The organism is Kitasatospora sp. NPDC001540, assembly GCF_042894345.1.
GTDB classification, from domain to species: Bacteria; Actinomycetota; Actinomycetes; order Streptomycetales; family Streptomycetaceae; genus Kitasatospora; species Kitasatospora phosalacinea_C.
The window spans coordinates 145,146-170,066 of sequence record NZ_JBIAVO010000015.1 but is presented as its reverse complement, the minus strand read 5'-3'; the positions used below and the strand labels follow the sequence as shown (position 1 = coordinate 170,066).

27 protein-coding genes and 1 riboswitch are annotated in these 24,921 nt (G+C 73.2%); of the genes, 4 read left to right on the top strand and 23 right to left on the bottom strand.

Annotated features, from left to right (window positions below):
* From ACFY00_RS19810 to pyrR, 15 genes are all read right to left on the bottom strand, one after another.
* Positions 1-174, bottom strand: a 174-nt coding sequence (locus ACFY00_RS19810) for an S-adenosylmethionine synthetase N-terminal domain-containing protein (protein WP_388032791.1), incomplete at its 3' end; no start/stop codon positions are given.
* A 248-nt stretch (positions 175-422) separates the two neighbouring features.
* Entirely contained in the window at positions 423-1,649 is a 1,227-nt protein-coding gene (gene coaBC, locus ACFY00_RS19805; RefSeq protein WP_388032781.1) for a bifunctional phosphopantothenoylcysteine decarboxylase/phosphopantothenate--cysteine ligase CoaBC, read from the bottom strand.
* Positions 1,650-1,817: 168 nt separating this feature from the next.
* Positions 1,818-2,084 carry a DNA-directed RNA polymerase subunit omega gene (rpoZ, locus tag ACFY00_RS19800; protein WP_030459184.1) on the bottom strand — a complete coding sequence of 89 codons (267 nt, stop codon included), beginning with the start codon at positions 2,082-2,084 and terminating at the stop codon, positions 1,818-1,820.
* 64 nt (positions 2,085-2,148) lie between these two features.
* Positions 2,149-2,706 (bottom strand): guanylate kinase, encoded by a 558-nt coding sequence (gene gmk, locus ACFY00_RS19795; protein WP_081951827.1) that lies wholly within the window; start codon positions 2,704-2,706, stop codon positions 2,149-2,151.
* Between the two features lie 48 nt (positions 2,707-2,754).
* On the bottom strand, positions 2,755-3,081 hold the full coding sequence (gene mihF / locus ACFY00_RS19790) for an integration host factor, actinobacterial type (RefSeq protein WP_030459182.1): 327 nt from the start codon (positions 3,079-3,081) through the stop codon (positions 2,755-2,757).
* Positions 3,082-3,310: 229 nt separating this feature from the next.
* On the bottom strand, positions 3,311-4,150 hold the full coding sequence (pyrF, locus tag ACFY00_RS19785) for an orotidine-5'-phosphate decarboxylase (RefSeq protein WP_388032780.1): 840 nt from the start codon (positions 4,148-4,150) through the stop codon (positions 3,311-3,313).
* Positions 4,151-5,125, bottom strand: a complete 975-nt coding sequence (locus ACFY00_RS19780) for a dihydroorotate dehydrogenase (RefSeq protein ID WP_388032779.1) — start codon at positions 5,123-5,125, stop codon at positions 4,151-4,153.
* Positions 5,122-5,940 carry a dihydroorotate dehydrogenase electron transfer subunit gene (locus tag ACFY00_RS19775; protein WP_388032778.1) on the bottom strand — a complete coding sequence of 273 codons (819 nt, stop codon included), beginning with the start codon at positions 5,938-5,940 and terminating at the stop codon, positions 5,122-5,124. Before ACFY00_RS19775 ends, ACFY00_RS19780 begins: the two co-directional genes overlap by 4 nt.
* Positions 5,941-6,138: 198 nt before the next feature.
* Positions 6,139-7,236, bottom strand: coding sequence for a quinone-dependent dihydroorotate dehydrogenase (locus tag ACFY00_RS19770; RefSeq protein WP_388032777.1), 1,098 nt, complete (start codon positions 7,234-7,236; stop codon positions 6,139-6,141).
* A gap of 92 nt (positions 7,237-7,328) precedes the next feature.
* Positions 7,329-10,637 carry a carbamoyl-phosphate synthase large subunit gene (carB, locus tag ACFY00_RS19765; protein ID WP_388032776.1) on the bottom strand — a complete coding sequence of 1,103 codons (3,309 nt, stop codon included), beginning with the start codon at positions 10,635-10,637 and terminating at the stop codon, positions 7,329-7,331.
* A complete protein-coding gene (gene carA, locus ACFY00_RS19760; RefSeq protein ID WP_388032775.1) occupies positions 10,630-11,787 on the bottom strand; it encodes a glutamine-hydrolyzing carbamoyl-phosphate synthase small subunit in 1,158 nt (385 codons plus the stop codon). Before carA ends, carB begins: the two co-directional genes overlap by 8 nt.
* Positions 11,784-12,338 (bottom strand): hypothetical protein, encoded by a 555-nt coding sequence (locus tag ACFY00_RS19755; protein WP_285738304.1) that lies wholly within the window; start codon positions 12,336-12,338, stop codon positions 11,784-11,786. Before ACFY00_RS19755 ends, carA begins: the two co-directional genes overlap by 4 nt.
* The gene (locus ACFY00_RS19750; protein ID WP_388032774.1) at positions 12,338-13,630 is read right to left on the bottom strand and encodes a dihydroorotase; all 1,293 of its coding nucleotides are present in this window, start codon (positions 13,628-13,630) and stop codon (positions 12,338-12,340) included. Before ACFY00_RS19750 ends, ACFY00_RS19755 begins: the two co-directional genes overlap by 1 nt.
* A complete protein-coding gene (locus ACFY00_RS19745) occupies positions 13,627-14,619 on the bottom strand; it encodes an aspartate carbamoyltransferase catalytic subunit (RefSeq protein WP_388032773.1) in 993 nt (330 codons plus the stop codon). Before ACFY00_RS19745 ends, ACFY00_RS19750 begins: the two co-directional genes overlap by 4 nt.
* A gap of 6 nt (positions 14,620-14,625) precedes the next feature.
* A complete protein-coding gene (gene pyrR, locus ACFY00_RS19740; protein ID WP_033252037.1) occupies positions 14,626-15,237 on the bottom strand; it encodes a bifunctional pyr operon transcriptional regulator/uracil phosphoribosyltransferase PyrR in 612 nt (203 codons plus the stop codon).
* A 262-nt stretch (positions 15,238-15,499) separates the two neighbouring features.
* On the opposite strand from pyrR, the gene ACFY00_RS19735 reads away from it, so the two are divergent.
* Positions 15,500-16,003: a transcriptional regulator gene (locus tag ACFY00_RS19735; RefSeq protein ID WP_030459171.1), complete on the top strand. Its 504-nt coding sequence runs from the start codon at positions 15,500-15,502 to the stop codon at positions 16,001-16,003.
* Positions 16,004-16,267: 264 nt separating this feature from the next.
* On the opposite strand, the gene ACFY00_RS19730 is transcribed toward ACFY00_RS19735, so the two are convergent.
* The 5 genes from ACFY00_RS19730 to ACFY00_RS19710 all read right to left on the bottom strand — a co-directional run bounded on the left by ACFY00_RS19730 (position 16,268) and on the right by ACFY00_RS19710 (position 20,543).
* Positions 16,268-17,056, bottom strand: coding sequence for a hypothetical protein (locus tag ACFY00_RS19730; RefSeq protein WP_388032772.1), 789 nt, complete (start codon positions 17,054-17,056; stop codon positions 16,268-16,270).
* A gap of 185 nt (positions 17,057-17,241) precedes the next feature.
* Positions 17,242-18,069, bottom strand: a complete 828-nt coding sequence (locus ACFY00_RS19725; RefSeq protein ID WP_388032771.1) for a thioesterase family protein — start codon at positions 18,067-18,069, stop codon at positions 17,242-17,244.
* Positions 18,070-18,362: 293 nt separating this feature from the next.
* Complete coding sequence (gene nusB, locus ACFY00_RS19720) at positions 18,363-18,800, bottom strand: transcription antitermination factor NusB (RefSeq protein WP_285738299.1); 438 nt, start codon at positions 18,798-18,800, stop codon at positions 18,363-18,365.
* A gap of 2 nt (positions 18,801-18,802) precedes the next feature.
* The gene (efp, locus tag ACFY00_RS19715; protein ID WP_388032770.1) at positions 18,803-19,366 is read right to left on the bottom strand and encodes an elongation factor P; all 564 of its coding nucleotides are present in this window, start codon (positions 19,364-19,366) and stop codon (positions 18,803-18,805) included.
* Positions 19,367-19,436: 70 nt separating this feature from the next.
* Complete coding sequence (locus ACFY00_RS19710; protein ID WP_388032769.1) at positions 19,437-20,543, bottom strand: aminopeptidase P family protein; 1,107 nt, start codon at positions 20,541-20,543, stop codon at positions 19,437-19,439.
* Between the two features lie 133 nt (positions 20,544-20,676).
* Here ACFY00_RS19710 and rpmG point away from each other — a divergent pair, with 133 nt between their 5' ends.
* Together rpmG and ACFY00_RS19700 are read left to right on the top strand one after the other, a co-directional pair.
* Positions 20,677-20,841 carry a 50S ribosomal protein L33 gene (rpmG, locus tag ACFY00_RS19705; RefSeq protein ID WP_285738296.1) on the top strand — a complete coding sequence of 55 codons (165 nt, stop codon included), beginning with the start codon at positions 20,677-20,679 and terminating at the stop codon, positions 20,839-20,841.
* A gap of 56 nt (positions 20,842-20,897) precedes the next feature.
* Positions 20,898-21,140, top strand: coding sequence for a type B 50S ribosomal protein L31 (locus tag ACFY00_RS19700; RefSeq protein ID WP_388032768.1), 243 nt, complete (start codon positions 20,898-20,900; stop codon positions 21,138-21,140).
* 46 nt (positions 21,141-21,186) lie between these two features.
* Here ACFY00_RS19700 and ACFY00_RS19695 read toward each other — a convergent pair whose 3' ends face one another.
* A complete protein-coding gene (locus ACFY00_RS19695) occupies positions 21,187-21,762 on the bottom strand; it encodes an XRE family transcriptional regulator (RefSeq protein ID WP_388032790.1) in 576 nt (191 codons plus the stop codon).
* A 119-nt stretch (positions 21,763-21,881) separates the two neighbouring features.
* On the opposite strand from ACFY00_RS19695, the gene ACFY00_RS19690 reads away from it, so the two are divergent.
* The gene (locus tag ACFY00_RS19690) at positions 21,882-22,727 is read left to right on the top strand and encodes an EamA family transporter (RefSeq protein WP_388032767.1); all 846 of its coding nucleotides are present in this window, start codon (positions 21,882-21,884) and stop codon (positions 22,725-22,727) included.
* A gap of 7 nt (positions 22,728-22,734) precedes the next feature.
* Here the strand turns inward: ACFY00_RS19690 and ACFY00_RS19685 are convergent, their stop codons facing one another.
* Together ACFY00_RS19685 and ACFY00_RS19680 are read right to left on the bottom strand one after the other, a co-directional pair.
* The gene (locus ACFY00_RS19685) at positions 22,735-23,856 is read right to left on the bottom strand and encodes a HoxN/HupN/NixA family nickel/cobalt transporter (protein ID WP_388032766.1); all 1,122 of its coding nucleotides are present in this window, start codon (positions 23,854-23,856) and stop codon (positions 22,735-22,737) included.
* Positions 23,857-23,885: 29 nt separating this feature from the next.
* Positions 23,886-24,097, bottom strand: a riboswitch (cobalamin riboswitch).
* A 101-nt stretch (positions 24,098-24,198) separates the two neighbouring features.
* Positions 24,199-24,891, bottom strand: coding sequence for a DUF6445 family protein (locus tag ACFY00_RS19680; protein WP_388032765.1), 693 nt, complete (start codon positions 24,889-24,891; stop codon positions 24,199-24,201).
* Between the last annotated feature and the right edge of the window lie 30 nt (positions 24,892-24,921).

Genomic DNA, 24,921 nt, shown 5'->3' with positions numbered 1-24,921 from the left:
GGTGACCTCGCCGGCGATGTGCACCAGGCCGGTGGTGATCAGCGTCTCCACGGCGACGCGGGAGGTCGGGTCGTCCTTGAGGAGGGCGTCCAGGATGGTGTCGCTGATCTGGTCAGCGATCTTGTCGGGGTGGCCCTCGGTGACGGACTCCGAGGTGAACAGGCGGCGAGACACAGCGCTCCCTGGGGTTGCAGCGGCTGCTGACTGAATGCGCGCGGAAGTCCCGCGGCATCCGGAAAGACTTGATTCCTGGTGTGGAGTGTAACGGTCGGCTACCGATCCCGAACACTCCCTACGGAGGTCCGTCGTGTCCGCGACCGGAATCCCCCTCGACGGGGTCTGCGCCGGTCAGGACGGGTCGCAGCCGAACCTCCCGGCCGGGAGGGATCCAACTGCCGGAGCGACCAGGGGCGTTGCGGCGGCTACCGGTCGGCCTCCGGGCCGGGGGCGGGCAGCCGGGCGACCACCCGGTCCCAGATCGCGTCGGCCAGGACCTCCTTCGGCCCGTCCGCGATGTGGACCTCGGAGCCGTCGGCGCCCAGCAGCACCGCGCTGTTGGTCTCCTGGCCGAAGGCCTTGCCGTCGCCGACCTCGTTGACCACCAGCAGGTCGCAGCCCTTGCGGGCCAGCTTGGCCCGGCCGTTCGCCAGCGCGTCGTCGGTCTCGGCGGCGAAGCCGACCACCACCTGCCCGTCGTGGGCCCGGTCGGCCGACACCTCGGCCAGCACGTCGGGGTTGCGGACCAGCGCGACCGGGGCGGGCTCGACCCCGTCCACCTTCTTGATCTTGCCGGTGGCGTACTCGGCGGGCCGGAAGTCGGCGACGGCCGCGGCCATCACCACCGCGTCGGCGTCCTCGGCGGCCTTCAGCACCGCCTCGCGCAGCTGCATCGCGGTGCCGACCCGGACCACGTCCGCCCCGGCCGGGTCGGGCAGCGCGGTGTTCGCCGCGACCAGGGTGACCCGGGCGCCGCGGGCCACCGCGGTGGCGGCCAGCGCGTAGCCCTGCTTGCCGGAGGAGCGGTTGCCGAGGAAGCGCACCGGGTCGAGCGGCTCGCGGGTGCCGCCCGCCGAGACCACCACGTGACGGCCGGTCAGGTCCCGCTCCAGGGCGCCGCGCAGCAGCACCCGGCGGCAGACCGCGAAGATCTCGCCCGGGTCGGGCAGCCGCCCCTTGCCGGTGTCGACGCCGGTGAGCCGGCCCACCGCGGGCTCGATCACGATCGCGCCGCGCCGCCGCAGCGTGGCGACGTTCTCCTGGGTCGCCGGGTGCTCCCACATCTCGGTGTGCATCGCGGGCGCGAACACCACCGGGCAGCGCGCCGTCAGCAGGGTGTTGGTCAGCAGGTCGTCCGCCAGGCCGTGGGCGGCCTTCGCCAGCAGGTCCGCGGTCGCCGGGGCGACCACCACCAGGTCCGCCTGCTGCCCGATCCGCACGTGCGGGACCTCGTGCACCCGCTCCCAGGTCTCGGTCGCCGCGGGCCGCCCGGACAGCGCCGCCCAGGTCGCCTCCCCGACGAAGTGCAGCGCCGCCGCGGTCGGCACCACCGTCACCTCGTGCCCGGACTCGCTGAACCTCCGCAGCAGCTCACAGGCCTTGTAGGCGGCGATCCCGCCGCTCACCCCGAGGACCACACGGGACGCGTTCATGACGGTCGGCTCTCCTTAGTGCGACGTGCTGCGACGTGCTGCGACGGCTCGGGCCCACCCTACGGCCCCCCGCCGCCCGCCTGCGACGTGTCGGGGCGCACACGGCACAGGGCCCGCCCCGCTGCCGGAAGACGGCGACGGAACGGGCCCTGCGGTGGCTCTCGGGGCTCAGGCGCCCTCGACCGCCTCGGCGGTGAGCAGGCCGGCGTTGATCTCGCGCAGCGCGATCGACAGCGGCTTCTCGTGCACGTGGGTGTCGACCAGCGGGCCGACGTACTCCAGCAGGCCCTCGCCCAGCTGCGAGTAGTACGCGTTGATCTGGCGGGCGCGCTTGGCCGCGTAGATCACCAGGCTGTACTTGGAGTCGGTGGCCTCGAGCAGCTCGTCGATCGGCGGGTTGATGATGCCCTCGGGCGCGGTCATCGAAGAGGACACGCTGAACCTTCCGAAGTGGTTTGTCAGGAACTCTGTCCGGACCGGCTGGGTGCAGCCGATCCGGTCAGGCTACACCGAGCAAGGCTAGCAGTTCGGCCGCTACCTGCTCGACGGAGGTGTTGACAAGCGTCGTGTCGAACTCCGCCTCGGCCGCCAGCTCGACCTTCGCGACGGCCAGCCGCTCGTCGATCACGTCCTGCGGCTCGGTGCCGCGGCCGGTGAGCCGGCGCACCAGCTCCTCCCAGCTCGGCGGGGCCAGGAAGACCAGCTGGGCCTCGGGCATCGACTCCTTGACCTGCCGGGCGCCCTGGAGGTCGATCTCCAGCAGCACCGGCTCGCCCTTGTCGAGCTTGTCGAGCACCGCCTGCCGCGGCGTCCCGTACCGGTTCCCGGCGAAGACGGCCCACTCCAGCAGCTCGCCGTTGGCCACCAGCTTGTCGAACTGCTCGTTGTCGACGAAGTGGTACTGCACGCCGTCGCGCTCGCCGGGGCGCGGGTGCCGGGTCGTCGCCGACACCGACAGCCAGACCTCGGGGAACTGCTTCCTCATATGAGCGACGACCGTGCTCTTGCCGACCCCGGAGGGGCCGGAGAGCACGGTCAGCCGCGGACGCTCACTCATGCACCGATTATCCCGGATCGCGGACGTTCCGCCGACACCGGCCTCCGTTCAGGAGGCGGCGCCGCCGAACTCGCGCTCCAGGGAAGCGATCTGGTTCGTACCGAGGCCGCGCACGCGACGGCTCTCGGAGATGCCCAGGCGCTCCATGATCTGCTTGGCGCGCACCTTGCCGACGCCCGGCAGGGACTCCAGCAGGGCGGAGACCTTCATCTTGCCGATGACCTCGTCGTCGGACTTGCCGGCCTTGATGACGTCGTGCAGCGAGGCGCCCGAGTGCTTCAGCCGGTTCTTGACGTCAGCGCGCTTCCGGCGAGCCTCGGCGGCCTTGGCGAGCGCGGCGGTGCGCTGTTCGGGAGTAAGGGGCGGAAGAGCCACGCCGTTCACCTCAGGTGTGGATGGAAGGGATGAGCCATGACTTGGTGGTGCCCGGACGCCACAGGCTCTGACCTGCGGAGGTGGCCGTGACCACCGCCAACTGGCGTCCTACCGCCGGACACTACCCAACTTGGGCCGCCGCGTCAGGAAAAGAACACGAAAAGTCCAGGTCAGCAGGGGCCGACCTGGGAGTTTTCCGGTCAAATCAACCGAGTTGACGGCCCTCCGGTCATGCGTTTGTGACGGCCCTCACATCGTCGACGAACGCCTGCGCGGCCTGCCGGAGCGCCTGCACCGACGGTCCGTGCTTGAGCACGTCCCGGCTCACCGAGGGCACCACGTTGCGCACCTGGTCGCCGAAGACCCGCGGCAGGTCGGCCGCGGTGGCGCCCTGCGCGCCCACTCCGGGGGCCAGCAGCGGGCCGTTGATCGCCAGGTCCGCGCCCGCGTCGGCGAGCGTCGCGCCGACCACCGCGCCGAACGAACCCAGCGGCTCGGCGCCCGCGTTCTCCGCCGCCAGCCGCCGCAGCACCTCCTGCGCCACGCTCCGCCCGTCCGCCCCGACCGCCCGCTGCACCTCGTGCCCCTCCGGGTTCGAGGTCAGCGCCAGCGCGAACAGCCCGCAGCCGTTGGCGTTCGCCAGGTCGACGGCCGGCTGCAGCGAACCGAAGCCCAGGTACGGGCTGACGGTCAGCGCGTCGGAGAACAGCGGGCTGTCCGGCGACAGGAACGCCTCCGCGTACGCGGCCATGGTCGAGCCGATGTCGCCGCGCTTGGCGTCCATCACCACCAGCGCCCCGGCCGCCCGGGCCTCGGCCACCGAGCGCTCCAGGACGGCGACGCCGCGGCTGCCGAAGCGCTCGAAGAACGCGGCCTGCGGCTTGAGCACCGCGACCCGGTCCGCCAGCGCCTCCACCACCGTGCGGGAGAACGTCTCCAGGCCCGCCAGGTCGTCGCCCAGGCCCCAGGCGGTGAGCAGCGAGGCGTGCGGGTCGATGCCGACGCAGAGCTGGCCCCGGGTGTCGAGGGCGGTCCGCAGGCGGGTGCCGAAGGGCGTGGTGTCAGTCATCTACGGTCTTCCGTCTTCCGTCGTGGTGGCGCGGTGGGCCAGTCCCACCGCGTCGGTGTAGGCGGCGAAGCCCCTGGTGGTGAGCTCCGCGCGCAGTTCGTCGAGGATCCGCAGCGGGGCGGTCGGGTCGCGCAGCAGCTCCGAGCCGACCGCGACGCCGGACGCCCCGGCCAGGGTGAACTCCAGGGCATCCCGCCCGGTGCGCACCCCGCCCATCGCGAGGATCGGCACCGCGGGCATCCGCCCGGCCCGCATCGCGGCGTGCACCTGGAACACGCAGTGCACCGCGATCGGGCGCAGCGCGGGCCCGGACAGGCCGCCCGCCCCGGCCGCCAGGGCGGGGCGGCAGGCGTCCAGGTCGATGGCCATCGCGCGGGCGGTGTTGACCATCGACAGGCCGTCGGCCCCGGCCGCCGCGCAGGCGGCCGCGACCTCGGTGACCGTGCCGGTGTCGGGGGCGAGCTTGGCGTAGACCGGCAGGTCGGGGGCGACGGCCTTGACTGCGGCGACCACGTCGTAGCTGACCGCCGGGTTGGCCGCGAACGGCACGCCCCGGTCGGCGGCCCCCGGCACGGACAGGTTCAGCTCCAGGCCGCGCACCCCGTCCCGCCCGGCCAGCCGGGCCGCCAGCTCGGCGAAGTCCTCCAGCCGGTGCCCGCCGATCGACACCACGGTGCGCACCCCGCGCTCCGCCAGCCAGGGCAGCTCCCGCCGCAGGAAGCCCTCCAGCCCGGGGTTCTGCCCGCCGACCGCGTTCAGCACCCCGGCCGGCACCGGCACCACCCGCGGCCCCGGTGCCCCCGCCCCGGCCCGCGGCAGCACCGTCCGGGTGGTCAGCGTCCCCAGCTCGTCCAGGGGCACGAACCGCGCCAGCTCCCGCCCGAACCCGGCGCACCCGGCCGCCGTCGACAGCGGGTTCGGCACCGTCCCGGTCCCCAACGGCGCGGTGAGGTCCACCTCCTGACGCTCCGTCACGCCCCCGTCCCTCCCGCGTCCGCCCCTTCCACGTCCGCCGGTACGGTCTCCAGTCCGCTCCAGCGCACCCGCACGCCGTCGAACACCGGCCCCTCGGCGCAGGCGCGAACCAGGCGGCTGACGCCGTCGGCGTCGCGCACCGGCAGCACGCAGCCCAGGCACAGGCCGGTGCCGCAGGGCGTCTCGGTGGCGACCGCCGTCCAGCTGCGCGCCCCGCGGGCCGTCGCGGCGGCGACCGCGGCGGCGGTGAGTTCGGGGCTCGCGGCGGTGTAGAGCAGGTCGGCGTCGAGCGCGGCGAGGGCCTGGTCGAGGAGGGCGGCGGGGTCGTCGCCGATCGGGAGCCCGGCGCTGCCGTCGGCGGTGAGCAGCAGGACGTCGGCGGTCAGTTCGCGGGCGGCGTCGACCCCGTACAGCCGTCCGGCGCTCCCGGCGGCGAGCACGAAGGCGACCCGGCCGCCCGCCGCGAGCAGCTGTTCGGCGAGGGCGAGCAGCGGTCCGGCCTGGGTGTCCTCGCCCAGCAGCAGGGCGCAGCCGGGGGCGTCGGGCTGCGGGTAGGGGGTGCCGAGGGGGGCGATCAGGTCGAGCAGCGGCGGGGGGTCGGCGGGCAGCAGCAGGTCGAGCGTGTCGCCGTCGGCCCGCAGCAGGGGCACGGCGTGGCGCAGCACGTCGACGCTGCCCGCGGGGGCGGCCAGGGCCGCGAAGTGCCCGGGCCGGAACCGGGCCGCCGCCGTGGCGCACCGCACGGTGACCCGCCGGGCGGGCCCGTCGGCCCGGGTGCCGACCACCTCGGCCCGGGCCACCACCGGATTGGCCATCCCCGCCGTCCCTTCCTCTCCCTCGTCCCGGGGCCCTAGGGCCCGTCTTCAAACCCCCGCCTGCCCCACGACGCCTGGCACGCCCTCTCGCCGCACCGGGCGAAAGACCAAGTACACCCAGTACGAGGCCTTCCACCCGGCACGCCGAGAGCACGCACCAGACGCCGCAGGGCTGCGACGGGGGTTTGAAGACGGACCCTAGCGGTTGCCCTTGCCCACCGCTTCGCCGATCGTCGCGTACCCGGCCGCCCGCAGCCGGGCCGACAGGCCCCGGTGCACCTTGCGCATCCAGAACGGGCCCTCGTAGACGAACGCGGAGTAGCCCTGGACGAGGTCGGCGCCGGCCAGGATCCGCTGCCAGGCGTCCTCCGCGGTCTCGACGCCGCCGACGGAGACGATGGCGAGCCGGCCGTCGGTGCGCTTGCGCAGGCGTTCCAGCACCTGCAGCGAGCGCTCCTTGAGCGGGGCGCCGGAGAGGCCGCCCATGCCGATCTCCTCGATCCGGTCGGCGGGGGTGCGCAGCCCCTCCCGTCCGATGGTGGTGTTGGTGGCGATGATGCCGTCCAGGCCGAGGTGCAGGGCCATGTCGGCGATCTCGTCGATGTCCTCGTCGGCGAGGTCGGGGGCGATCTTCACCAGCAGCGGCACGTGGTGGTTGGTGACCTCGTCGGCGGCCTTGCGGACGTCCCACAGCAGCGGCCCGAGCACCTGCACGGCCTGCAGGTTGCGCAGCCCGGGGGTGTTCGGCGAGGAGACGTTGACGACCAGGTAGTCCGCGTACGGGGCCAGCGCCCTGGCGCTCTTCAGGTAGTCGGCCGTCGCCTCGTCCTCCGGCACGACCTTGGTCTTGCCGATGTTGACGCCGATGACGGGCGTGCTGCTGGTGTGCGGGCGGGCGGCGAGGCGGGCGGCGACCCGGGCGGAGCCCTGGTTGTTGAAGCCCATCCGGTTGATCAGCGCCCGGTCCTCGACCAGGCGGAACAGCCGCGGGGCGGGGTTGCCGGGCTGCGGCTCGCCGGTCACGGTGCCGATCTCGACGAAGTCGAAGCCGAGCATCGACAGGCCGTCGATGCCGATGCCGTCCTTGTCGAAGCCCGCGCCGAGGCCGAACGGCCCGGGCAGGTCGAGGCCGAGCGCGGTGGTGCGCAGCCGGGGGTCGCGCGGGGCGAGCACGGCGCGCACCAGCGAGCGCAGGCCGGGCACCGAGGCGGCCAGTCGGATCCAGAAGAACGCCAGGTGGTGGGCCTTCTCCGGGTCCATCTTCTTGAACACCAGGTTGAACAGGAGCTTGTACATCGCGGGGGTGACCTCCGTCAGCCGGACCGAGCCTGGACATGGACGTGGGGGGCACCCGGCAACCGGACCGGCGTGCCCCCCACGGTTTCGACCTAGTTGCGGCCGGAGTTGATCAGCGCCGCGTGCTCCTGCAGCGACATCACGCCGACCTCGCCGCGCCGCAGCTCGGCGATGCCCTGCACGGCCGCGCCCATCGCCTGCACGGTGGTCAGGCAGGGCACGCCCCGGGAGACCGCGGCGGTGCGGATCTCGTAGCCGTCGAGGCGGCCGCCGGTGCCGTACGGGGTGTTGATGATCAGGTCGACCTCACCCTCGTGGATCAGCTGGACGATGGTCTTCTCGCCGCCCGGGCCCTCGCCGTCGGAGTGCTTGCGCACCACGGTGGCGGGGATGCCGCCGCGCTGCAGCACCTCGGCGGTGCCGGTGGTGGCGAGCAGCTCGAAGCCGAGCTCGACCAGCGCGCGGGCCGGGAAGACCAGGTTGCGCTTGTCGCGGTTGGCGACCGAGACGAACACCTTGCCCTTGGTCGGCAGGGCGCCGTACGCGCCGGTCTGGGACTTGGCGTACGCGGTGCCGAAGACCCGGTCGATGCCCATGACCTCGCCGGTGGAGCGCATCTCGGGGCCGAGCACGGTGTCCACGCCGCGGCCGTGCACGTCGCGGAAGCGCGACCACGGCATCACGGCCTCCTTGACGGAGATCGGCGCGTCGGCGGGCAGGGTGCCGCCGTCGCCCTCGCGCGGCAGCAGGCCCTCGGCGCGCAGCTCGGCGACGGTGGCGCCGAGCGAGATCCGGGCGGCGGCCTTGGCCAGCGGGACGGCGGTGGCCTTGGAGGTGAACGGCACGGTGCGGGAGGCGCGCGGGTTGGCCTCCAGCACGTACAGGATGTCGCCGGAGAGCGCGAACTGGATGTTGATCAGGCCGCGCACGCCGACGCCCTTGGCGATGCCCTCGGTGGCCGAGCGCAGCCGCTTGATGTCGTACCCGCCGAGGGTGATCGGGGGCAGCGCGCAGGCGGAGTCGCCGGAGTGGATGCCGGCCTCCTCGATGTGCTCCATGACGCCGCCGAGGTACAGCTCCTCGCCGTCGTAGAGCGCGTCGACGTCGATCTCGACGGCGTCGTCGAGGAAGCGGTCGATCAGCACGGGGTGCTCGGAGATCAGGCCGGCGTGCCGCTCCAGGTAGGAGGCGAGCGAGGGCTCGTCGTAGACGATCTCCATGCCGCGGCCGCCGAGCACGTAGGACGGGCGGGCCAGCACGGGGTAGCCGATCTCGTCGGCGATCGCCTTGGCCTCCTCGAAGGAGAACGCGGTGCCGTGCTTGGGGGCGGGCAGGCCCGCGTCGCGCAGCACCCGGCCGAACGCGCCGCGCTCCTCGGCGAGGTGGATCGCCTCCGGCGGGGTGCCGACGATCGGCACGCCGTTGTCCTTGAGCGCCTGCGCCAGGCCCAGCGGGGTCTGGCCGCCGAGCTGCACGATCACGCCGGCCAGCGGCCCGGCCTGCTGCTCGGCGTGGACGATCTCCAGCACGTCCTCCAGGGTGAGCGGCTCGAAGTAGAGCCGGTCGGAGGTGTCGTAGTCGGTGGAGACGGTCTCCGGGTTGCAGTTGACCATCACGGTCTCGTACCCGGCGTCGGCGAGCGCGAAGGAGGCGTGCACGCAGGAGTAGTCGAACTCGATGCCCTGGCCGATCCGGTTCGGGCCGGAGCCCAGGATGATCACGGCGGGCTTGGTGCGCGGGGCGACCTCGCTCTCCTCGTCGTAGGACGAGTAGAAGTACGGGGTCTTGGCGGCGAACTCGGCGGCGCAGGTGTCGACGGTCTTGAACACCGGGCGGATGCCCAGCGCGTGCCGCACCTCGCGGACCACGTCGGCCTTCAGGCCGCGGATCTCGCCGATCTGCTGGTCGGAGAAGCCGTGCCGCTTGGCGTGGCGCAGCAGCTCGGGGTCGAGCTCGTCGGCCGCGCCCAGCTCGACGGCGATCTCGTGGATCAGGAAGAGCTGGTCGACGAACCACGGGTCGATCTTCGTGGACTCGAACACCTCCTCGGGGGTGGCGCCGGCCCGGATCGCCTGCATGACGGTGTTGATCCGGCCGTCGGTCGGGACGACGGCCTTCGCCAGCAGCTCGGTCTTGTCGCCCGGGTCGCCGACCCAGCTGAACTGCGAGCCCTTCTTCTCCAGCGAGCGCAGCGCCTTGTTGAGCGCCTCGGGGAAGTTGCGGCCCATCGCCATGGCCTCGCCGACCGACTTCATGGTGGTGGTCAGCGTGGCGTCGGCGGACGGGAACTTCTCGAACGCGAAGCGCGGCACCTTGACGACGACGTAGTCGAGGGTCGGCTCGAAGGAGGCCGGGGTCTGCTCGGTGATGTCGTTGGGGATCTCGTCCAGCGTGTAGCCGACGGCGAGCTTCGCGGCGATCTTGGCGATCGGGAAGCCGGTGGCCTTGGAGGCCAGCGCGGAGGAGCGCGAGACGCGCGGGTTCATCTCGATGACGATGACCCGGCCGTCGGCGGGGTTGACCGCGAACTGGATGTTGCAGCCGCCGGTGTCGACGCCGACCTCGCGGATCACGGCGATGCCGATGTCGCGCAGGATCTGGTACTCGCGGTCGGTCAGCGTCATCGCCGGGGCGACGGTGATCGAGTCGCCGGTGTGCACGCCCATCGGGTCGAAGTTCTCGATGGAGCAGACCACCACGACGTTGTCGTGCTTGTCGCGCATCAGCTCCAGCTCGTACTCCTTCCAGCCGAGGATGGACTCCTCCAGGAGCACCTCGGTGGTCGGCGAGAGGGCCAGGCCCTGCCCGGCGATGCGGCGCAGGTCCTCCTCGTCGTGCGCGAAGCCGGAGCCGGCGCCGCCCATGGTGAAGGAGGGGCGGACCACGACCGGGTAGCCGCCGAGGGTCTCGACGCCCGCGAGGACGTCATCCATCGAGTGGCAGATCACCGAGCGGGCGGACTCGCCGTGGCCGATCTTGGCGTTGACGGCCTCGACGACGCCCTTGAAGAGCTCGCGGTCCTCGCCCTTGTTGATCGCCTCGACGTCGGCGCCGATCAGCTCGACGTCGTACTTCTCCAGCGTGCCGGCCTTGTGCAGGGAGATCGCGGTGTTGAGCGCGGTCTGGCCGCCCAGGGTCGGCAGCAGCGCGTCGGGGCGCTCCTTGGCGATGATCTTCTCGACGAACTCCGGGGTGATCGGCTCGACGTAGGTCGCGTCGGCGATCTCCGGGTCGGTCATGATGGTCGCCGGGTTGGAGTTGACCAGGATGACCCGCAGCCCCTCGGCCTTGAGCACCCGGCAGGCCTGCGTACCCGAGTAGTCGAACTCCGCCGCCTGGCCGATGACGATCGGGCCGGAGCCGATCACCAGGACGGACTTGATGTCGGTGCGCTTAGGCACGCTGGCCCTCCATAAGGCTAACGAAGCGGTCGAAGAGGTACGCGGCGTCGTGCGGGCCGGCGGCCGCTTCGGGGTGGTACTGCACGCTGAAGGCGGGGACGTCGAGCGCCTGCAGGCCCTCGACCACGTCGTCGTTGAGGCAGACGTGGGAGACCTCGACCCGCCCGAAGGGGGTGTCGCTCACCTTGTCCAGCGGCGCGTTCACGGCGAAGCCGTGGTTGTGGGCGGTCACCTCGACCTTGCCGGTGGTGCGGTCCTGCACCGGCTGGTTGATGCCGCGGTGGCCGTACTTGAGCTTGTAGGTGCCGAAGCCGAGGGCCCGGCCCAGGAGTTGGTTGCCGAAGCAGATGCCGAAGAACGGGGTCTTCTTCGCCAGCACGCCGCGCAGCACCTCGACCTGCCGGTCGGCGGTGGCCGGGTCGCCGGGGCCGTTGGAGAAGAACACGCCGTCGGGCTGCACGGCGTAGATGTCCTCGACGGTGGAGTTGGCGGGCAGCACGTGCACCTCGATGCCGCGCTCGGCCATCCGCTGCGGGGTCATGCCCTTGATGCCCAGGTCGAGGGCGGCGACGGTGAACTTCTTCTCACCGATCGCCGGGACGACGTAGGCCTCCTTGGTGGCGACCTCGGCGCACAGGTCGGCGCCCTTCATCTCGGGCGCCTGCTGCACCTTGGCCAGCAGTTCGGCCTGGTCGGCGACGGCCGGGCCGGAGAAGATGCCGACCCGCATCGCGCCGCGCTCGCGCAGGTGGCGGGTGAGCGCGCGGGTGTCGATGCCGCTGATGCCGACGACGCCCTGGCGCTCCAGCTCCTCGTCCAGCGAGCGCTGGGAGCGCCAGTTGGAGGCGACCCGGGAGGGGTCGCGGACCACGTAGCCGGACACCCAGATCTGCTGCGACTCGTCGTCCTCGTCGTTCCAGCCGGTGTTGCCGATCTGCGGGGCGGTCATCACGACCACCTGGCGGTGGTAGGACGGGTCGGTCAGGGTCTCCTGGTAGCCGGACATGCCGGTGTTGAAGACCGCCTCGCCGAAGGTCTCGCCGACCGCGCCGTACGCCTGGCCGCGGAAGGTCCGGCCGTCCTCCAGGACGAGCACGGCGGGCACGCGCTCCCGCCTGGTGCGCTGCGTGGTGGGGGCAGGTGCGGTCATGTGGCGGCCTCTTCCGTCTTCATCGTCTTCGTACGTGTCACTAGTGCCTCGACGGCCTCGACCCAGTCCTCGTGCGCGGCGGCGGCGTCCAGCCGGAAGCCGCTCTCCAGCGCGCGGTCGCCGTGCGTCCAGCCGACCACCAGCAGCCCGCTGGGCACGACCTTCCCGGCGATGCCGGAGTCGGTGCGGGCGCCGGTGAGCGCCGCGGCGGGGATCCACAGGTCGGTGTCGCCGGGGCGGCGGGCCAGCAGGCCCCGCTCGGTGAGGGTCAGTTCGGCGAGGCTGCGGGTGCCCAGGCCGTGCGCGACGACCCGGTCCAGCCAGTTCCCGGCGGTGGTGGAACCGTGGTAGCGGCCGGGCGCCGCGAGCAGCGCCGGGCCCGGGTCCCGCGGCACCGCGGGCAGCTCCGGCAGGTCGGACTGGAGGGTGCGCCGCCAGTTCCAGCCCTGCCGCATCAACCAGTACACCAGCGCGATCAGGACCAGCAGGCCGACCGTCGCGCCGATGTACCCGGGCCAGTCGGTGACCTGACCCTTCTCGGTGGCGAGCATCAGCGCTCGACCAGCTCGCCGGCGAGCACGGTGGCCTCGCCGCGCAGGAAGGTGGCGTGCACCCGTCCGGGCAGGTCCATGCCCTTGTACGGGCTGTTGCGGGAGCGGGTCGCGAAGGTGTCGGGGTTCACCACTCCACGGTACGCGGGATCGAACAGCACCAGGTTGGCAGGCTCGCCCACCGAGACGGGGCGTCCGTGCCCGGCGAGCCGGCCGATCCGGGCCGGGCGGTGCGACATCCGGTCCGCGACGCCCTCCCAGTTCAGCAGGCCGGTGTCGACCATGGTCTGCTGCACGACCGACAGCGCGGTCTCCAGCCCGACCATGCCCATGGCGGCGACCGCCCACTCGCAGTCCTTGTCCTCCGCGGGGTGCGGGGCGTGGTCGGTGGCGACGGCGTCGATGGTGCCGTCGGCCAGCGCCTCGCGCAGCGCCTCGACGTCCGCGGCGGTGCGCAGCGGCGGGTTGACCTTGTACACCGGGTCGTAGCTGCGGACCAGTTCGTCGGTGAGCAGCAGGTGGTGCGGGGTGACCTCGGCGGTGACGTCCCAGCCCTTGGCCTTGGCCCAGCGGACGATCTCGACCGACCCGGCGGTGGACAGGTGGCAGATGTGCACCCGGGAGCCGACGTGCGCGGCGAGCAGCACGTCCCGGGCGATGATCGACTCCTCGGCGACGGCAGGCCAGCCGCCCAGGCCGAGCTCGCCGGAGACCAGGCCCTCGTTCATCTGGGCGCCCGCGGTCAGCCGCGGCTCCTGGGCGTGCTGGGCGACGACGCCGTCGAAGGCCTTCACGTACTCCAGGGCGCGGCGCATGATCACCGCGTCGTCCACGCACTTGCCGTCGTCGGAGAAGACCCGGACCCCGGCGGCGGAGTCGTGCATCGCGCCGAGCTCGGCGAGCTGCTTGCCCTCCAGGCCGACGGTGACGGCGCCGACCGGCTGCACGTCGCAGTAGCCGGACTCGCGGCCCAGCCGCCAGACCTGCTCGACCACGCCCGCGCTGTCGGCGACCGGGAAGGTGTTGGCCATCGCGTGCACCGCGGTGTACCCGCCCATGGCGGCGGCCCGGGTGCCGGTCAGCACGGTCTCGGCGTCCTCGCGGCCGGGCTCGCGCAGGTGGGTGTGCAGGTCGACCAGGCCGGGCAGGGCGACCAGGCCGTGCGCGTCGATGTCGATGTCGGCCCGGACGTCCAGGTCCTCGCCGATCGCGGCGAAGACGCCGTCGACGATGTGGATGTCCCGGGGGGCGCCGCCGAGGATCTGGGCGTTGCGGATCAGGTAGGTGGTCACTGGGCGGCCTCCGGGAGTTCGGTGGTGCGGGGGGCGTCGGCGGGCGCGTCGGCGAAGACCGCGCCGCCGAGCAGCAGGTAGAGCACGGCCATCCGGACGGAGACGCCGTTGGCGACCTGCTCGACCACGGTGCAGCGCGGGGAGTCGGCGACCTCGGCGGTGATCTCCATGCCGCGGACCATCGGGCCGGGGTGCATGACGACGGCGTGCTCGGGCAGCTTGCCGAGCCGGACGCCGTCCAGCCCGTAGCGCCGGGAGTACTCGCGCTCGGTGGGGAAGAACGCCGCGTTCATCCGCTCGCGCTGGACGCGCAGCATCATCACGGCGTCGACCTTGGGCAGCACGCTGTCCAGGTCGTAGGAGACCTCGCAGGGCCAGGTCTCGATGCCGATCGGCAGCAGGGTCGGCGGGGCGACGAAGACGACCTGCGCACCGAGCGTGGTCAGCAGGTGCACGTTGGAGCGGGCGACCCGGCTGTGCAGGACGTCGCCGACGATGGCGACCTTGCGGCCCGCCAGGTCGCGGCCCGCGCCGGGGTTGAGGTGGCGGCGCAGGGTGAAGGCGTCCAGCAGGGCCTGGGTCGGGTGCTCGTGGGTGCCGTCGCCGGCGTTGATCACCGAGCCGTGCAGCCAGTCCGAGTCGGCGAGCCGGGCGGGCGCGCCGGAGGCGTGGTGCCGGATGACCACCGCGTCGGCGCCCATCGCCTGCAGGGTCAGCGCGGTGTCCTTGAGGCTCTCGCCCTTGGAGACCGAGGAGCCCTTGGCGGAGAAGTTGATGACGTCGGCGGAGAGCCGCTTCTCGGCGACCTCGAAGGAGGTCTTGGTGCGGGTGGAGTCCTCGAAGAACAGGTTGACCACGGTGCGGCCGCGCAGCGTGGGCAGCTTCTTGACGGCCCGTCCGGAGAACTGGGAGAGCTCCTCGGCGGTGTCCAGGATCAGCAGGGCGTCGTCGCGGCCGAGGTCGGCGGTGGAGACGAGGTGGCGCTTCACGCGGTTCTACTCCGGGAGTTCGGGGTCGGCGGCCAGGGCCTGGGAGGAGCGGGCGGCGTAGTCGCGGTCGCCCAGCAGGACGGCGTCCAGCCCGTCGGACTCGGCCAGCCGGACCTGCACGGCCTCGCGCAGCGAGGTGGGCAGGTTCTTGCCGACGTAGTCGGCGCGGATGGGGAGTTCGCGGTGGCCGCGGTCGACCAGCACGGCGAGGCGGACGGCGCGCGGGCGGCCGATGTCGCTGAGCGCGTCGAGCGCGGCGCGGATGGTACGGCCGGAGAACAGCACGTCGTCGACCAGGATCACCAGCTTGCCGTCGATGCCCTCGGCGGGGATCTCGGTGTGCTCCAGGGCCCGGGCGGGCTTCAGCCGCAGGTCGTCCCGGTACATGGTGATGTCCAGCGTCCCGAACGGGATGTCCCGGCCGGTGATCTGGGTGAGCCTGGCCTGCAGTCGCCGGGCCAGGTGGACACCGCGGGTGTGGATGCCGAGCAGCACCACGTCCTCCGCGCCCTTGGCGCGTTCCACGATCTCGTGGGCGATCCGGGTGATGACCCGGGCGATGTCGGTGGCGTCCAGCACCTGGTGCGGGGCGCGGGGGGCGGAACTGGGTGTGGTCATGCCGAAGCGGACCTCCTTCCCCGCCTCACGGGACGGGTCTTAAAGGATGTCTGGAATGGTTCCCGGCCGCAGCCGGAGCCTCGCCCATGGTAGCAGCGTGCTGATCGGAGCCCGTTCGCCGCCCGTTCGCACGAGTGCCCCATTCGGCTTGACGCGCAACCCTCACTCTACGTAACCTCACAGTGAGTTACGAAGGTGCTCCGCAGAGACCCTCGTCGCTCCCATTTCAGCGCACGCGAAGCAATCTCGTCCGGGGAGATCCATGTCCAGCGACTACGCGAAGCAGCTCGGGGCCAAGCTCCGGGCGATCCGCACTCAGCAGGGGCTCTCCCTGCACGGCGTCGAGGAGAAGTCCCAGGGTCGCTGGAAGGCTGTGGTCGTCGGCTCCTACGAGCGCGGCGACCGCGCGGTCACCGTCCAGCGCCTCGCCGAGCTGGCCGAGTTCTACGGCGTGCCGGTCCAGGAGCTGCTGCCCGGCGGCACCCCGGGCGGGGCCGCCGAGCCGCCGCCGCGCCTGGTGCTCGACCTGGAGCGCCTGACCCAGGTCCCGTCCGAGAAGGCCGGGCCGCTGCAGCGCTACGCCGCGACCATCCAGTCGCAGCGCGGCGACTACAACGGCAAGGTGCTCTCGATCCGCCAGGACGACCTGCGCACGCTGGCCGTCATCTACGACCAGTCCCCCTCGATCCTCACCGAGCAGCTGATCAGCTGGGGCGTGCTGAACCCGGACGCGCGCCGCGCCGTCCGCGAGGAGGACGCGAGCTGACCTGCGGTCGGCCGCTGCGTTTGAAGAAACGTCACAGCGGGGGGGGGGGGGGGGGGGGGGGGGGGGGGGCCGCCCCGGCCGGCGGCCGCCCCCGGCCGCCGGCCCCCACGGGGGCGCCGCCGGCCCCCCCCGGCCCCCCCGCCCCCCCGCGCCGCCGCCCCGCGGCGCGGCGGCGGCGCGCCGCGGCCGGCGCCCGGGTCGTAATCAACACTCCCCCGGGGGGGGGGCCGGGGCCCCCCCCCCCCCCGCCCCGCTGTCGTCGGTTCACACCACGGTGCCCAGGCTGAACCCGGGGCCCGCCGCCACCCCGGCCACCGCCAGCTCGGCCGGCGACCACTCGTAACCGGTGCTCCGCCAGGCCCAGGCGACCTGCCGGTACTCCCCGCACAGCGCGCCCGAGCCCTGCGTCCCGTGCAGCACCGCGGCGCCCGGCAGCTCGCAGTACAGCCCGGCGCACAGCACCGCGGTGACCAGGTCCAGGTCCTCGTCGTTGATCCGCACCGCGCCGTCCTCCCAGTGCAGCGCCCGGGCCCGGGCCTCCAGCGGCCCGCCCGGCGCGTCCACCACGACCCGGAACTCGTAGGCCCCGCACCCGGCGCCGACCAGCACCCGGCGGAACACCTCGGACGCCTGCTGGTACGTCCACCGCACCCGCGGGTCGGCCGGGGCCGGCTGCTCGGTGCCGCACAGCGCGCCGTCCATCAGCAGGTCGGCGTGGCGCATCACCAGGCCGCCCTCCCGGGCCCGGACCAGTCGCGGCAGGAAGTCGGCGAGGTCCTCGCCGCGGTAGGTCACCAGCTGGGTGCGCAGCGGCGGGTTGACCAGGTACCCGTCGCGCGCGGCCTGCTCGCGCACGTCCAGCCCGTGGAGCAGGCAGTAGTCCGCGAAGTCCTCCGGGTGGAACATCCGCGCCCGGACCGTCCCGTACTCCTCCACCGCCTCGGCCAGCAACTGCCCGGCCTCCCGCAGGTAGGCGGCGTGGTCCGGGGCGTCCGTCACCTGCCAGGCCCGCACCCGCTCGAAGTCCGCCTCGCTGGTCAGGATGCCCGTCACGAACGCCTCCTCGCTCCGCCGCGAGGATTCGGCACTGCAACGGCGCGGCCGGCGGCTGTTCCTGGACATCGGTGGCTCCCGGGGGTCTCGCTCTGGCAACTGCTGACCGAGTCCTCCCCGTCCGCACCCGCCCCACACGCACGGCCTGTCACAACTCTGCAACTGACCGTGAACCGTCCGGAGTGTCAGCGGGGCGCCATGGCCAACTGCCGGGACTGGGCGACCAGTCGGCCGCTCTCGTCCCAGATCTCGCAGTCCTCCTCGAAGTACCCGCCGGCCAGGTTGCGGGTGGCGTGCGAGACGCGCAGCCAGCCGTCGGCGGGCAGGGCCCGGACGTGGACGGCGAGTTGGATGGTGGGGGCCCAGCCGGGGCGGCCGAGGTCGAAGGTGACCGGGGGGAGGGCGTCGGCGGTGAGGAGGAGGGAGAGCGCGTCGGCGGGGCGCTTGTCGGCGAGGCGGAACCAGCCCTGGATGCGGCCCTGCTTCGAGGGCTGGCCCAGCGCCCAGCCGATGGTGGCCGGGTCCAGGCGCAGGTCGAGGCGCTCCAGCAGGGCGGCCTGGTCGAGGAGTTCGCGCGGGGCGTGCTCGACGCCCACGCACTGCTCGGGCGCGGGCAGCTGCGGCGGGAGCGCGGTGGTGGCGACCTCCTCGTCGAGCGCGGCGAGGTCGGTGAGGGCGGCGGTGACCCGCAGCCGCTCCTCGCCGCCCTGGGAGAGGACGGCGCTGCCGGTGGCCAGGCTGCGGCCGCGCCGGACGATCTCGGTGCGGACGGTGGCGGGCCCGGGCCGGGAGGCGGATATGTAGGTGCCGCTGACGGTGAGCGGGTGCGGGTGGCCGGGCCCGGCCTCCAGGGCGAGCGCGTGCGCGGCGAAGGCGAGCAGCAGACCGCCGTTGACGCCTCCGCCGATCTGCCAGCCCTCGCCGAGCTCGCCGTCGTAGCGGCCCGGCTCGGTGGGGTGCGGGGTGAGTGCGACGGCCTGGTCGAACTCGAAGGCGGGGGTGGTCTCCGGCATGGCTTCGCGGCCCTTCTGCGCGGCGGACAGAGAGATTACTTGCCAGTAGCTTAGACCGGCTGGCAGACGGGGGGTAGGAGAAGGAGCGGGTCGAGGGCCGAGTCCTGGCGGTGCCGACGAGGGAGCCGTGGCGGAGCCACGGCGACCGAGGAGAAGCCGTCAAGGGGGCACCTCCCGGCCGAAGGCTGGGGGAGACAGCCATCGGCCCGCGACGCTGCCCCCGTCTGCCGGCCGGTCTTACGCGCGGAGGCCGCCGGACCGACGGGTCCGGCGGCCTCCTGGGGCGTGCGGGCTCAGCGCCGGATGCTCGGCTTGAGCTCCATGAACCGGGCGAGCAGGCCGTTCACGAAGGCCGGCGACTCGTCGGTGGAGAACTCCTTGGCGATCTCCACCGCCTCGTCCAGGACCACCGCGTCGGGCGTCCCGTCCTCCCAGATCAGCTCGTACGCGCCGAGCCGGAGCACGTTGCGGTCGGCGATCGGCATCCGGTCGAGCGTCCAGCCCACCGCGTAGGTGGAGATCAGGTCGTCGATGGTGCGCGCGTGCTGCGCGTACCCCTCGACCAGTTGCATCGTGTACTCCGCGACCTGCGGAATGCCCTCGTCCGGCCGGGGGTCGCGCGCCCGCGCGATCCAGTCGGCGAGCACCCGCTCGGGGGACACACCGCGGTGGTCCGCCTCGAACAGGATCTGGAAGGCCCGGGTGCGGGCCTTGCTACGAGCAGCGGCCACGGTTACTTGACCCGGCCGAGGTAGCTGCCGTCGCGGGTGTCGACCTTGACCTTCTCGCCGGTGGTGACGAACAGCGGCACCTGGATCTCGGCGCCGGTCTCCAGGGTGGCGGGCTTGGTGCCGCCGGTGGAGCGGTCGCCCTGGACACCCGGCTCGGTCTCGGCGATGGTCAGCTCGACCGCGGCCGGGAGCTCGACGTACAGCGGGACGCCCTCGTTCTGCGCGACCAGGGCCTCGAAGCCCTCCAGCAGGTACTTGGCGGCGTCGCCGACGGTGGCGGAGTCGACCGGGACCTGGTCGTAGGTGTCCATGTCCATGAAGATGAACGCGTCGCCGTCGCGGTACGAGTACTGCATGGTCCGCTTGTCGACGTTGGCGGTCTCGACCTTGATGCCCGCGTTGAAGGTCTTCTCGACGACCTTGCCGGTGAGGACCTCCTTCAGCTTGGTGCGCACGAAGGCCGGGCCCTTGCCGGGCTTGACGTGCTGGAACTCGACGACGGACCAGAGCTTGCCGCCGTCCAGCTTGAGGACCATGCCGTTCTTGAGATCGTTCGTGGTAGCCACGGGCGCACTTACTCCTGATATGTCCGCTGTCAAAGAACACCAAGCCGTGCGCCGCCGGGACCGGGCTCGGTCACAGCGCGAGGAGCTCCTTGGTGGTGATGGTGAGCAGCTCGGGCCCGCCCTCCTCGGGAGGCCGCACCACGAGCGTGTCCTCGATCCGGACCCCGCCCCGACCCGGGAGATGGACCCCGGGGCCGACAGTGACCGGCACGCGATTGTCCAGTTTACCCATGTCGGCGGGCCCCAGGCGCGGAGCCTCCCTGATCTCCAGGCCGATGCCGTGTCCCAGGGCGTGGACGGAGTGCTCGGCGTGGCCCGCGGCCTGGAGGATCGAGCGGGCCGCGTCGTCCGGCACGTGCTGCTCGACTCCGGGCCCGAGGGCCTCCCGGCCGGCCCGCTGGGCGCGGAAGACCAGCCGGTGCAGCTCGACCTGCCAGGCGGCGGGGGCGGCGCCGATCACGAAGGTGCGGGCGGTGGAGATGCCGTAGCCGCGGTAGCGGGCGCCGAGCGCGACGGTGAGGAAGTCGCCCTCCTCGACCCGGCGGTCGGTGGGCTGGTGGTGCTCCAGGCCGGAGTTGCCGCCGGTGCCGACGGAGACCGGGAAGGCGGCCCGGTCGGCGCCGTGGTCGATCATCCGGCGCTCCAGCTCCATCGCCAGGTGGCGTTCGGTGCGGCCGACCAGGATGGATTCGAGCAACTCGCCGAGGGCCTGGTCGGCGATCTCGGCGGCGATCCGCAGGTCGGCGATCTCGTGCTCGTCCTTGACCACCCGCAGCCGCTCCACGGCCCGGTCCAGGTCGAGCAGCCGGGTCGCCCCGGCCAGCCGGGCGACGGTGCGGTGCCGGGTGACGGTGAGGTCGTGCTCCTCGACCGCGAGGTCGTGCACCCGCAGCCGGGCGGCCGCCTCGGCGGCGGCGAACGCGGCGTCGGCCTCGGCGGGCACCGGCATCCGGGTGACCTCCGCCTCGGCCTGCCGCTCGCCGCCCTCGGCGTCCTCCGCCCCCTCGGGCACCGCGAGCACGGCGCGCTCGCGGGTGAGCAGCAGCGCGGCGCCCACCGGCGGGCAGCCGGTGAGGTAGCGGACGTTGGCGGGGCGCGTGACCAGCGCGGCGTCGGCACCGGAGGCGCTGCAGTACTCGCGGAGGCGTTCGCGTCGGGCGGAGTGCGCGTCGGACATGGTCCGAGCGTACGAACGGGGGCGGCGGGGCGCCTGTCGGGACCGGCGGACGGGGTCGGGAATGCGGGCGGGGGGCCTCGCGTTGTGGCTTGGTGAAAACGGCAATCGTTGCCGGGAGAGGGAGGCCGAGACGATGGCGCGCAGCGAACTGCGACCGGTGATCACGCTCCGGTCCACGGCGGGCACCGGCTTCACGTACGTGACCAGGAAGAACCGCCGCAACGACCCCGACCGGATGGCCCTGCGGAAGTTCGACCCGGTGGCCGGGCGGCACGTGGAGTTCCGCGAGGCCCGCTGACCATGCGGGCGGCGCACCCGTCCGATCGCACACGCACCCAGCGAGGAGGAGCAGTCATGCAGCAGGGAATCCACCCCGAGTACCGTCCGGTGGTGTTCCGGGACAAGGCCGGGGGCCTGTCGTTCCTGACCAGGTCCACCGCCTCCGGCGACCGCACGGTCGAGTGGGCGGACGGGCGGACGTACCCGGTGGTCGACGTCGAGACGTCCTCGGCGAGCCACCCGTTCTACACCGGCCGGGCCCGCCTGCTGGACACCGAGGGCCGGGTCGAGCTGTACCGGCGCCGGTACGGCGGCTGACGGCACGCACCGCAGGGCCCCGGGGCTTCCTCCCCGGGGCCCTTCGTCATGCGCCGGGCGGGGGGACGGAGACCACCATGGTGACCCGGCAGGGCACCTCGCCGTCGTTGCGGTAGCCGTGGGCGGCGCCGGCCTCGTAGGAGGCGGTGGACCCGGCGGGGACGCGGTGCTCGCGGCCGTCCAGGACGAGGGTGAGGACGCCCTCGTCGACCCGGGCGATCTCGACGCTGCCGGGCGGGTGCGGGTCGGAGGTGTGCGCCTCACCGGGGTGCAGGTGCCAGGACCACAGCTCCAGCGGGCCGGGGGCCTCGGTGCCGCCGAGCAGGGTGCCGCTGCCGCCCCCGGGGCCGCTCCACAGCCGGACGGCGTCCTCGGCGGGGACGATCCTGACCTCCGAGGCGGCGTCGTAGTCGAGCAGCCGGGCGATCGAGACGCCGAGCGCGTCGGCGAGCCGGACCACGGTGCCGATGCTGGGGTTGGTGCGGGCCTGTTCGATCTGGACGACCATGCCGCGGCTGACCCCGGAGCGGGCGGCCAGCGCGTCCAGGGTGTGGCCGCGGTCGAGGCGCAGGCGCTTGAGGTTGCGGGCGAGGGCCTGGGTGACGAGGTCGGCGTCCGGCACGGGCAGTCCAATATTCTGGTTGGGTCGGTGCACTGAGTTGAACTATGCTGCGGCGGCATCGCCAGATCCACCGACTGTACTGCGGAGTCCACCATGCTGTCCGCCCACCTCCCCGCCTCATGAGCGCCGCCCTCGCCCTGCTCGCCAGCCTGCTGTGGGGCGTCGCCGACTACGGGGGCGGGGCGATCACCCGGCGGGTGCCCGCGCTGACGGTGGTGGTGCTCTCCCAGACGGCCGCCGCCGCTGTGCTCGCGGTCGCGGTGACCGCCACCGGCGGCTGGCCCGGCGCCTCCCCGGCCCTCTGGTACGCGGTGGCGGCGGGCGTGATCGGGCCGTTCGCGCTGCTGGCCTTCTACCGGGCGCTGGCGCTGGGCCCGATGGGCGTGGTGTCGCCGCTGGCCACCGTCGGCGTGCTGGTGCCGATCGGGGTCGGCCTGTTCCTCGGCGAACGGCCGGGCGCCGTCCAGGGGTTGGGCATCGCGGTGGCCGTCGCCGGGGTCGCCCTGGCCGGCGGTCCGCAGCGCGGCGGGACGGCGGTGAGCCGGCAGGTGCTGCTGCTCACCCTCGGCGCGGCCTTCGCCTTCGGCGCGGTGCTGGCCCTGGTCGCGCACGCCAGCGCGGGCGGCGCCCTGCTGCTGACGCTGTGCGTGCAGCGGCTGACCAACGCGGCGATCGGCGCCGGAATGCTGGCCTTCGCGGCCCGCCGGCAGCCCCTCGGACTGTCGGCGGGCGCGCGGTCGCTGCCCGCGCTGACCGCCGTCGGGGTCGCCGACGTGGCCGCGAACGGCCTGTACGCGGCCGCCTCGCACCTGGGTTCGGTGGCGGTGGCGGCCGTGCTGGCCTCGCTCTACCCGGTGGTCACCGCGCTGATGGCGCGCGGCCTGCTGAAGGAGCGGCTGCTGCGGGTGCAGGTGCTGGGCGCGGGCCTCGCGGTGGCCGGGACGCTGATCCTGGCCGCCGGTTGACGCCCGGTCAGGACACCTCCGCCCCCGCTCCCGCGAACGCCCGGGAGCGCTTGGCGATCCGCCAGTAGCCGATCGCGGCGGCCCAGACCACCACGAACAGGCCGACGATCACGAAGCCGACGTTGTCCAGGCTGAGGCCCGCGATCCAGCCGGTGACGGGGTCGGCCAGGTCGAACTTGTCGTGCAGCACGGCGACCAGCTCGATGGTGCCGATCACGAAGGCCACCGCGATCGACAGCCCGGTGATGGTCAGGTTGTAGTACACCTTGCGGACCGGGTTGGCGAACGCCCACTGGTAGGCGAAGTTCATGAACGTGCCGTCCAGGGTGTCGAACAGGCTCATCCCGGCGGCGAACAGCAGCGGCAGGCAGACCACCGCGTACCAGGGCAGCCCGGAGGCCGCGCCGGAGCCCGCCATCACCATCAGGGTCACCTCGGTGGCGGTGTCGAAGCCCAGGCCGAGCACCATCCCGACCGGGAACATCTGGCCGGGCCGGCTGATCGAGCGGGTGGCCCGGCCCAGCAGCCGGGCCAGGAAGCCGCGGGCGTTCAGGTGCTTCTCCAGCTCGGCCTCGTCGTACTGCCCGGCCCGCATCGCCCGGAACACCCGCCAGATGCCCAGCAGGGCCACCAGGTTGAGCGCCGCGATCAGGTAGAGGAAGGCGCCGGACGCGGTGGTGCCGATGGTGCCGAGCACCCGGTGGGTGGTGGAGTCCTCGTCCATCAGGGTGCCCGCCAGCGCCGCGCCGCCGGCCACCAGGGCGGCCATGATCACCACCATCGAGGAGTGGCCGAGGGCGAACCAGAAGCCCACCGAGACCGGGCGGCGGCCGTCCGCCATCAGCTTGCGGGTGGTGTTGTCGATCACCGCGATGTGGTCGGCGTCGAAGGCGTGCCGCATGCCCAGGGTGTACGCGGTGACGCCCAGGCCGACGCCGAACACCTGGGTGCCGACCTTGTACTCGTGCGGCGCCACCAGGAACAGCAGCGTCCCGAAGGCGGCCAGGTGCATGGCCAGGATCACCGCCATCAGGCCGGCCGTGCGCAGGGTGTCCTCGCGCCGCCAGCGGAAGACGGGCAGGGGGGAGCCGGGTTCGTTCCCGGGCAGGGTGATTTCATGCGCGGTCATCCGCGTTCACGCTCCAGCACCTCGTGGATCACTTCGTGAGATGCCGTGGCCGGTCTCCTGGCTGACGGGGTGTTGCGCGCCGGCTCCCGGCCTTCCCGGCCGCGAGCGGCCAGTGGCACGGGGTGGGAGCCGACGACTCCCCGATCACAGTGGCGAGGGCCGCTCCGGACTCCTGCGCCCCTCACTCCCGTGACGGACGCAGTGCACCGGCTTCCCGAGCACCACGGCCCGCCCACCGTAGGCCCGCCGCGGGCGTGGCGGCAAGAGCGCACCCCGGCCCGGGTGGCGGAGATCACGCCTGTTCAGGGCCGTGGTGACGGCGCGTCAGGCCGCCCGGGCGCGTCAGGCCATCCAGAAGAAGACGCAGGTCATCCGCTTCTCCTCCAGCGTCGCGCCGTGGTACTCGGTCGCGGTGTGGATCAGGTTGGCGGTGTAGAGCAGCAGCCGGTTGTAGCGGTGCGGGACGGCCAGGTCCTCGGTGAAGGAGTCCGGCGGGACGAAGCGGGTGCCCAGGGCGTCCACCAGGTTGTTGTGCGGGGCCACCACGCTGTTGCCGCCCAGCCGCCCGCCGGGCAGGCTCTGCCGATAGAAGCTGGTGCCGCAGCGCTTGGGGACGGCCGGGTTCAGGTACAGCACGGCCGCGTAGCGGCACAGCGCGCGCGAGTCGGTGTGCGGCCGCGGCTCGCACTCCCCCGCGCCGACCACCTGCACGCAGTTGTGGTTGAACGTGCCGCCCTCGGCCTCGTCCAGCGCCCAGATCCGCCCGGCCCCGGTCGCCGCCCGGACCAGCCCCTCCACGTGCGCCAGCTCGTCCGGCTCCAGCCCGGGCATCGCCCGCAGCCCCGGCCAGGGCTCCGGCCGGTGCGGGTATCCCTCCTCCCAGTCCGTGCGCGCCAGGTGCCGGGCCCGCACCGCGTCCGGGTCGGGGAGGACGTCGTCCAGCACCCAGTAGTCGCGTCCCCTGGTGGGCTTGCGGTACGGCAGGACCGGGAGCGCCGGGGTGGGGCGCGGGCCCCGGAAGGGTTGTACGGGCATGGCCCCGACAATAGGAGCGCCCTTCCGGGG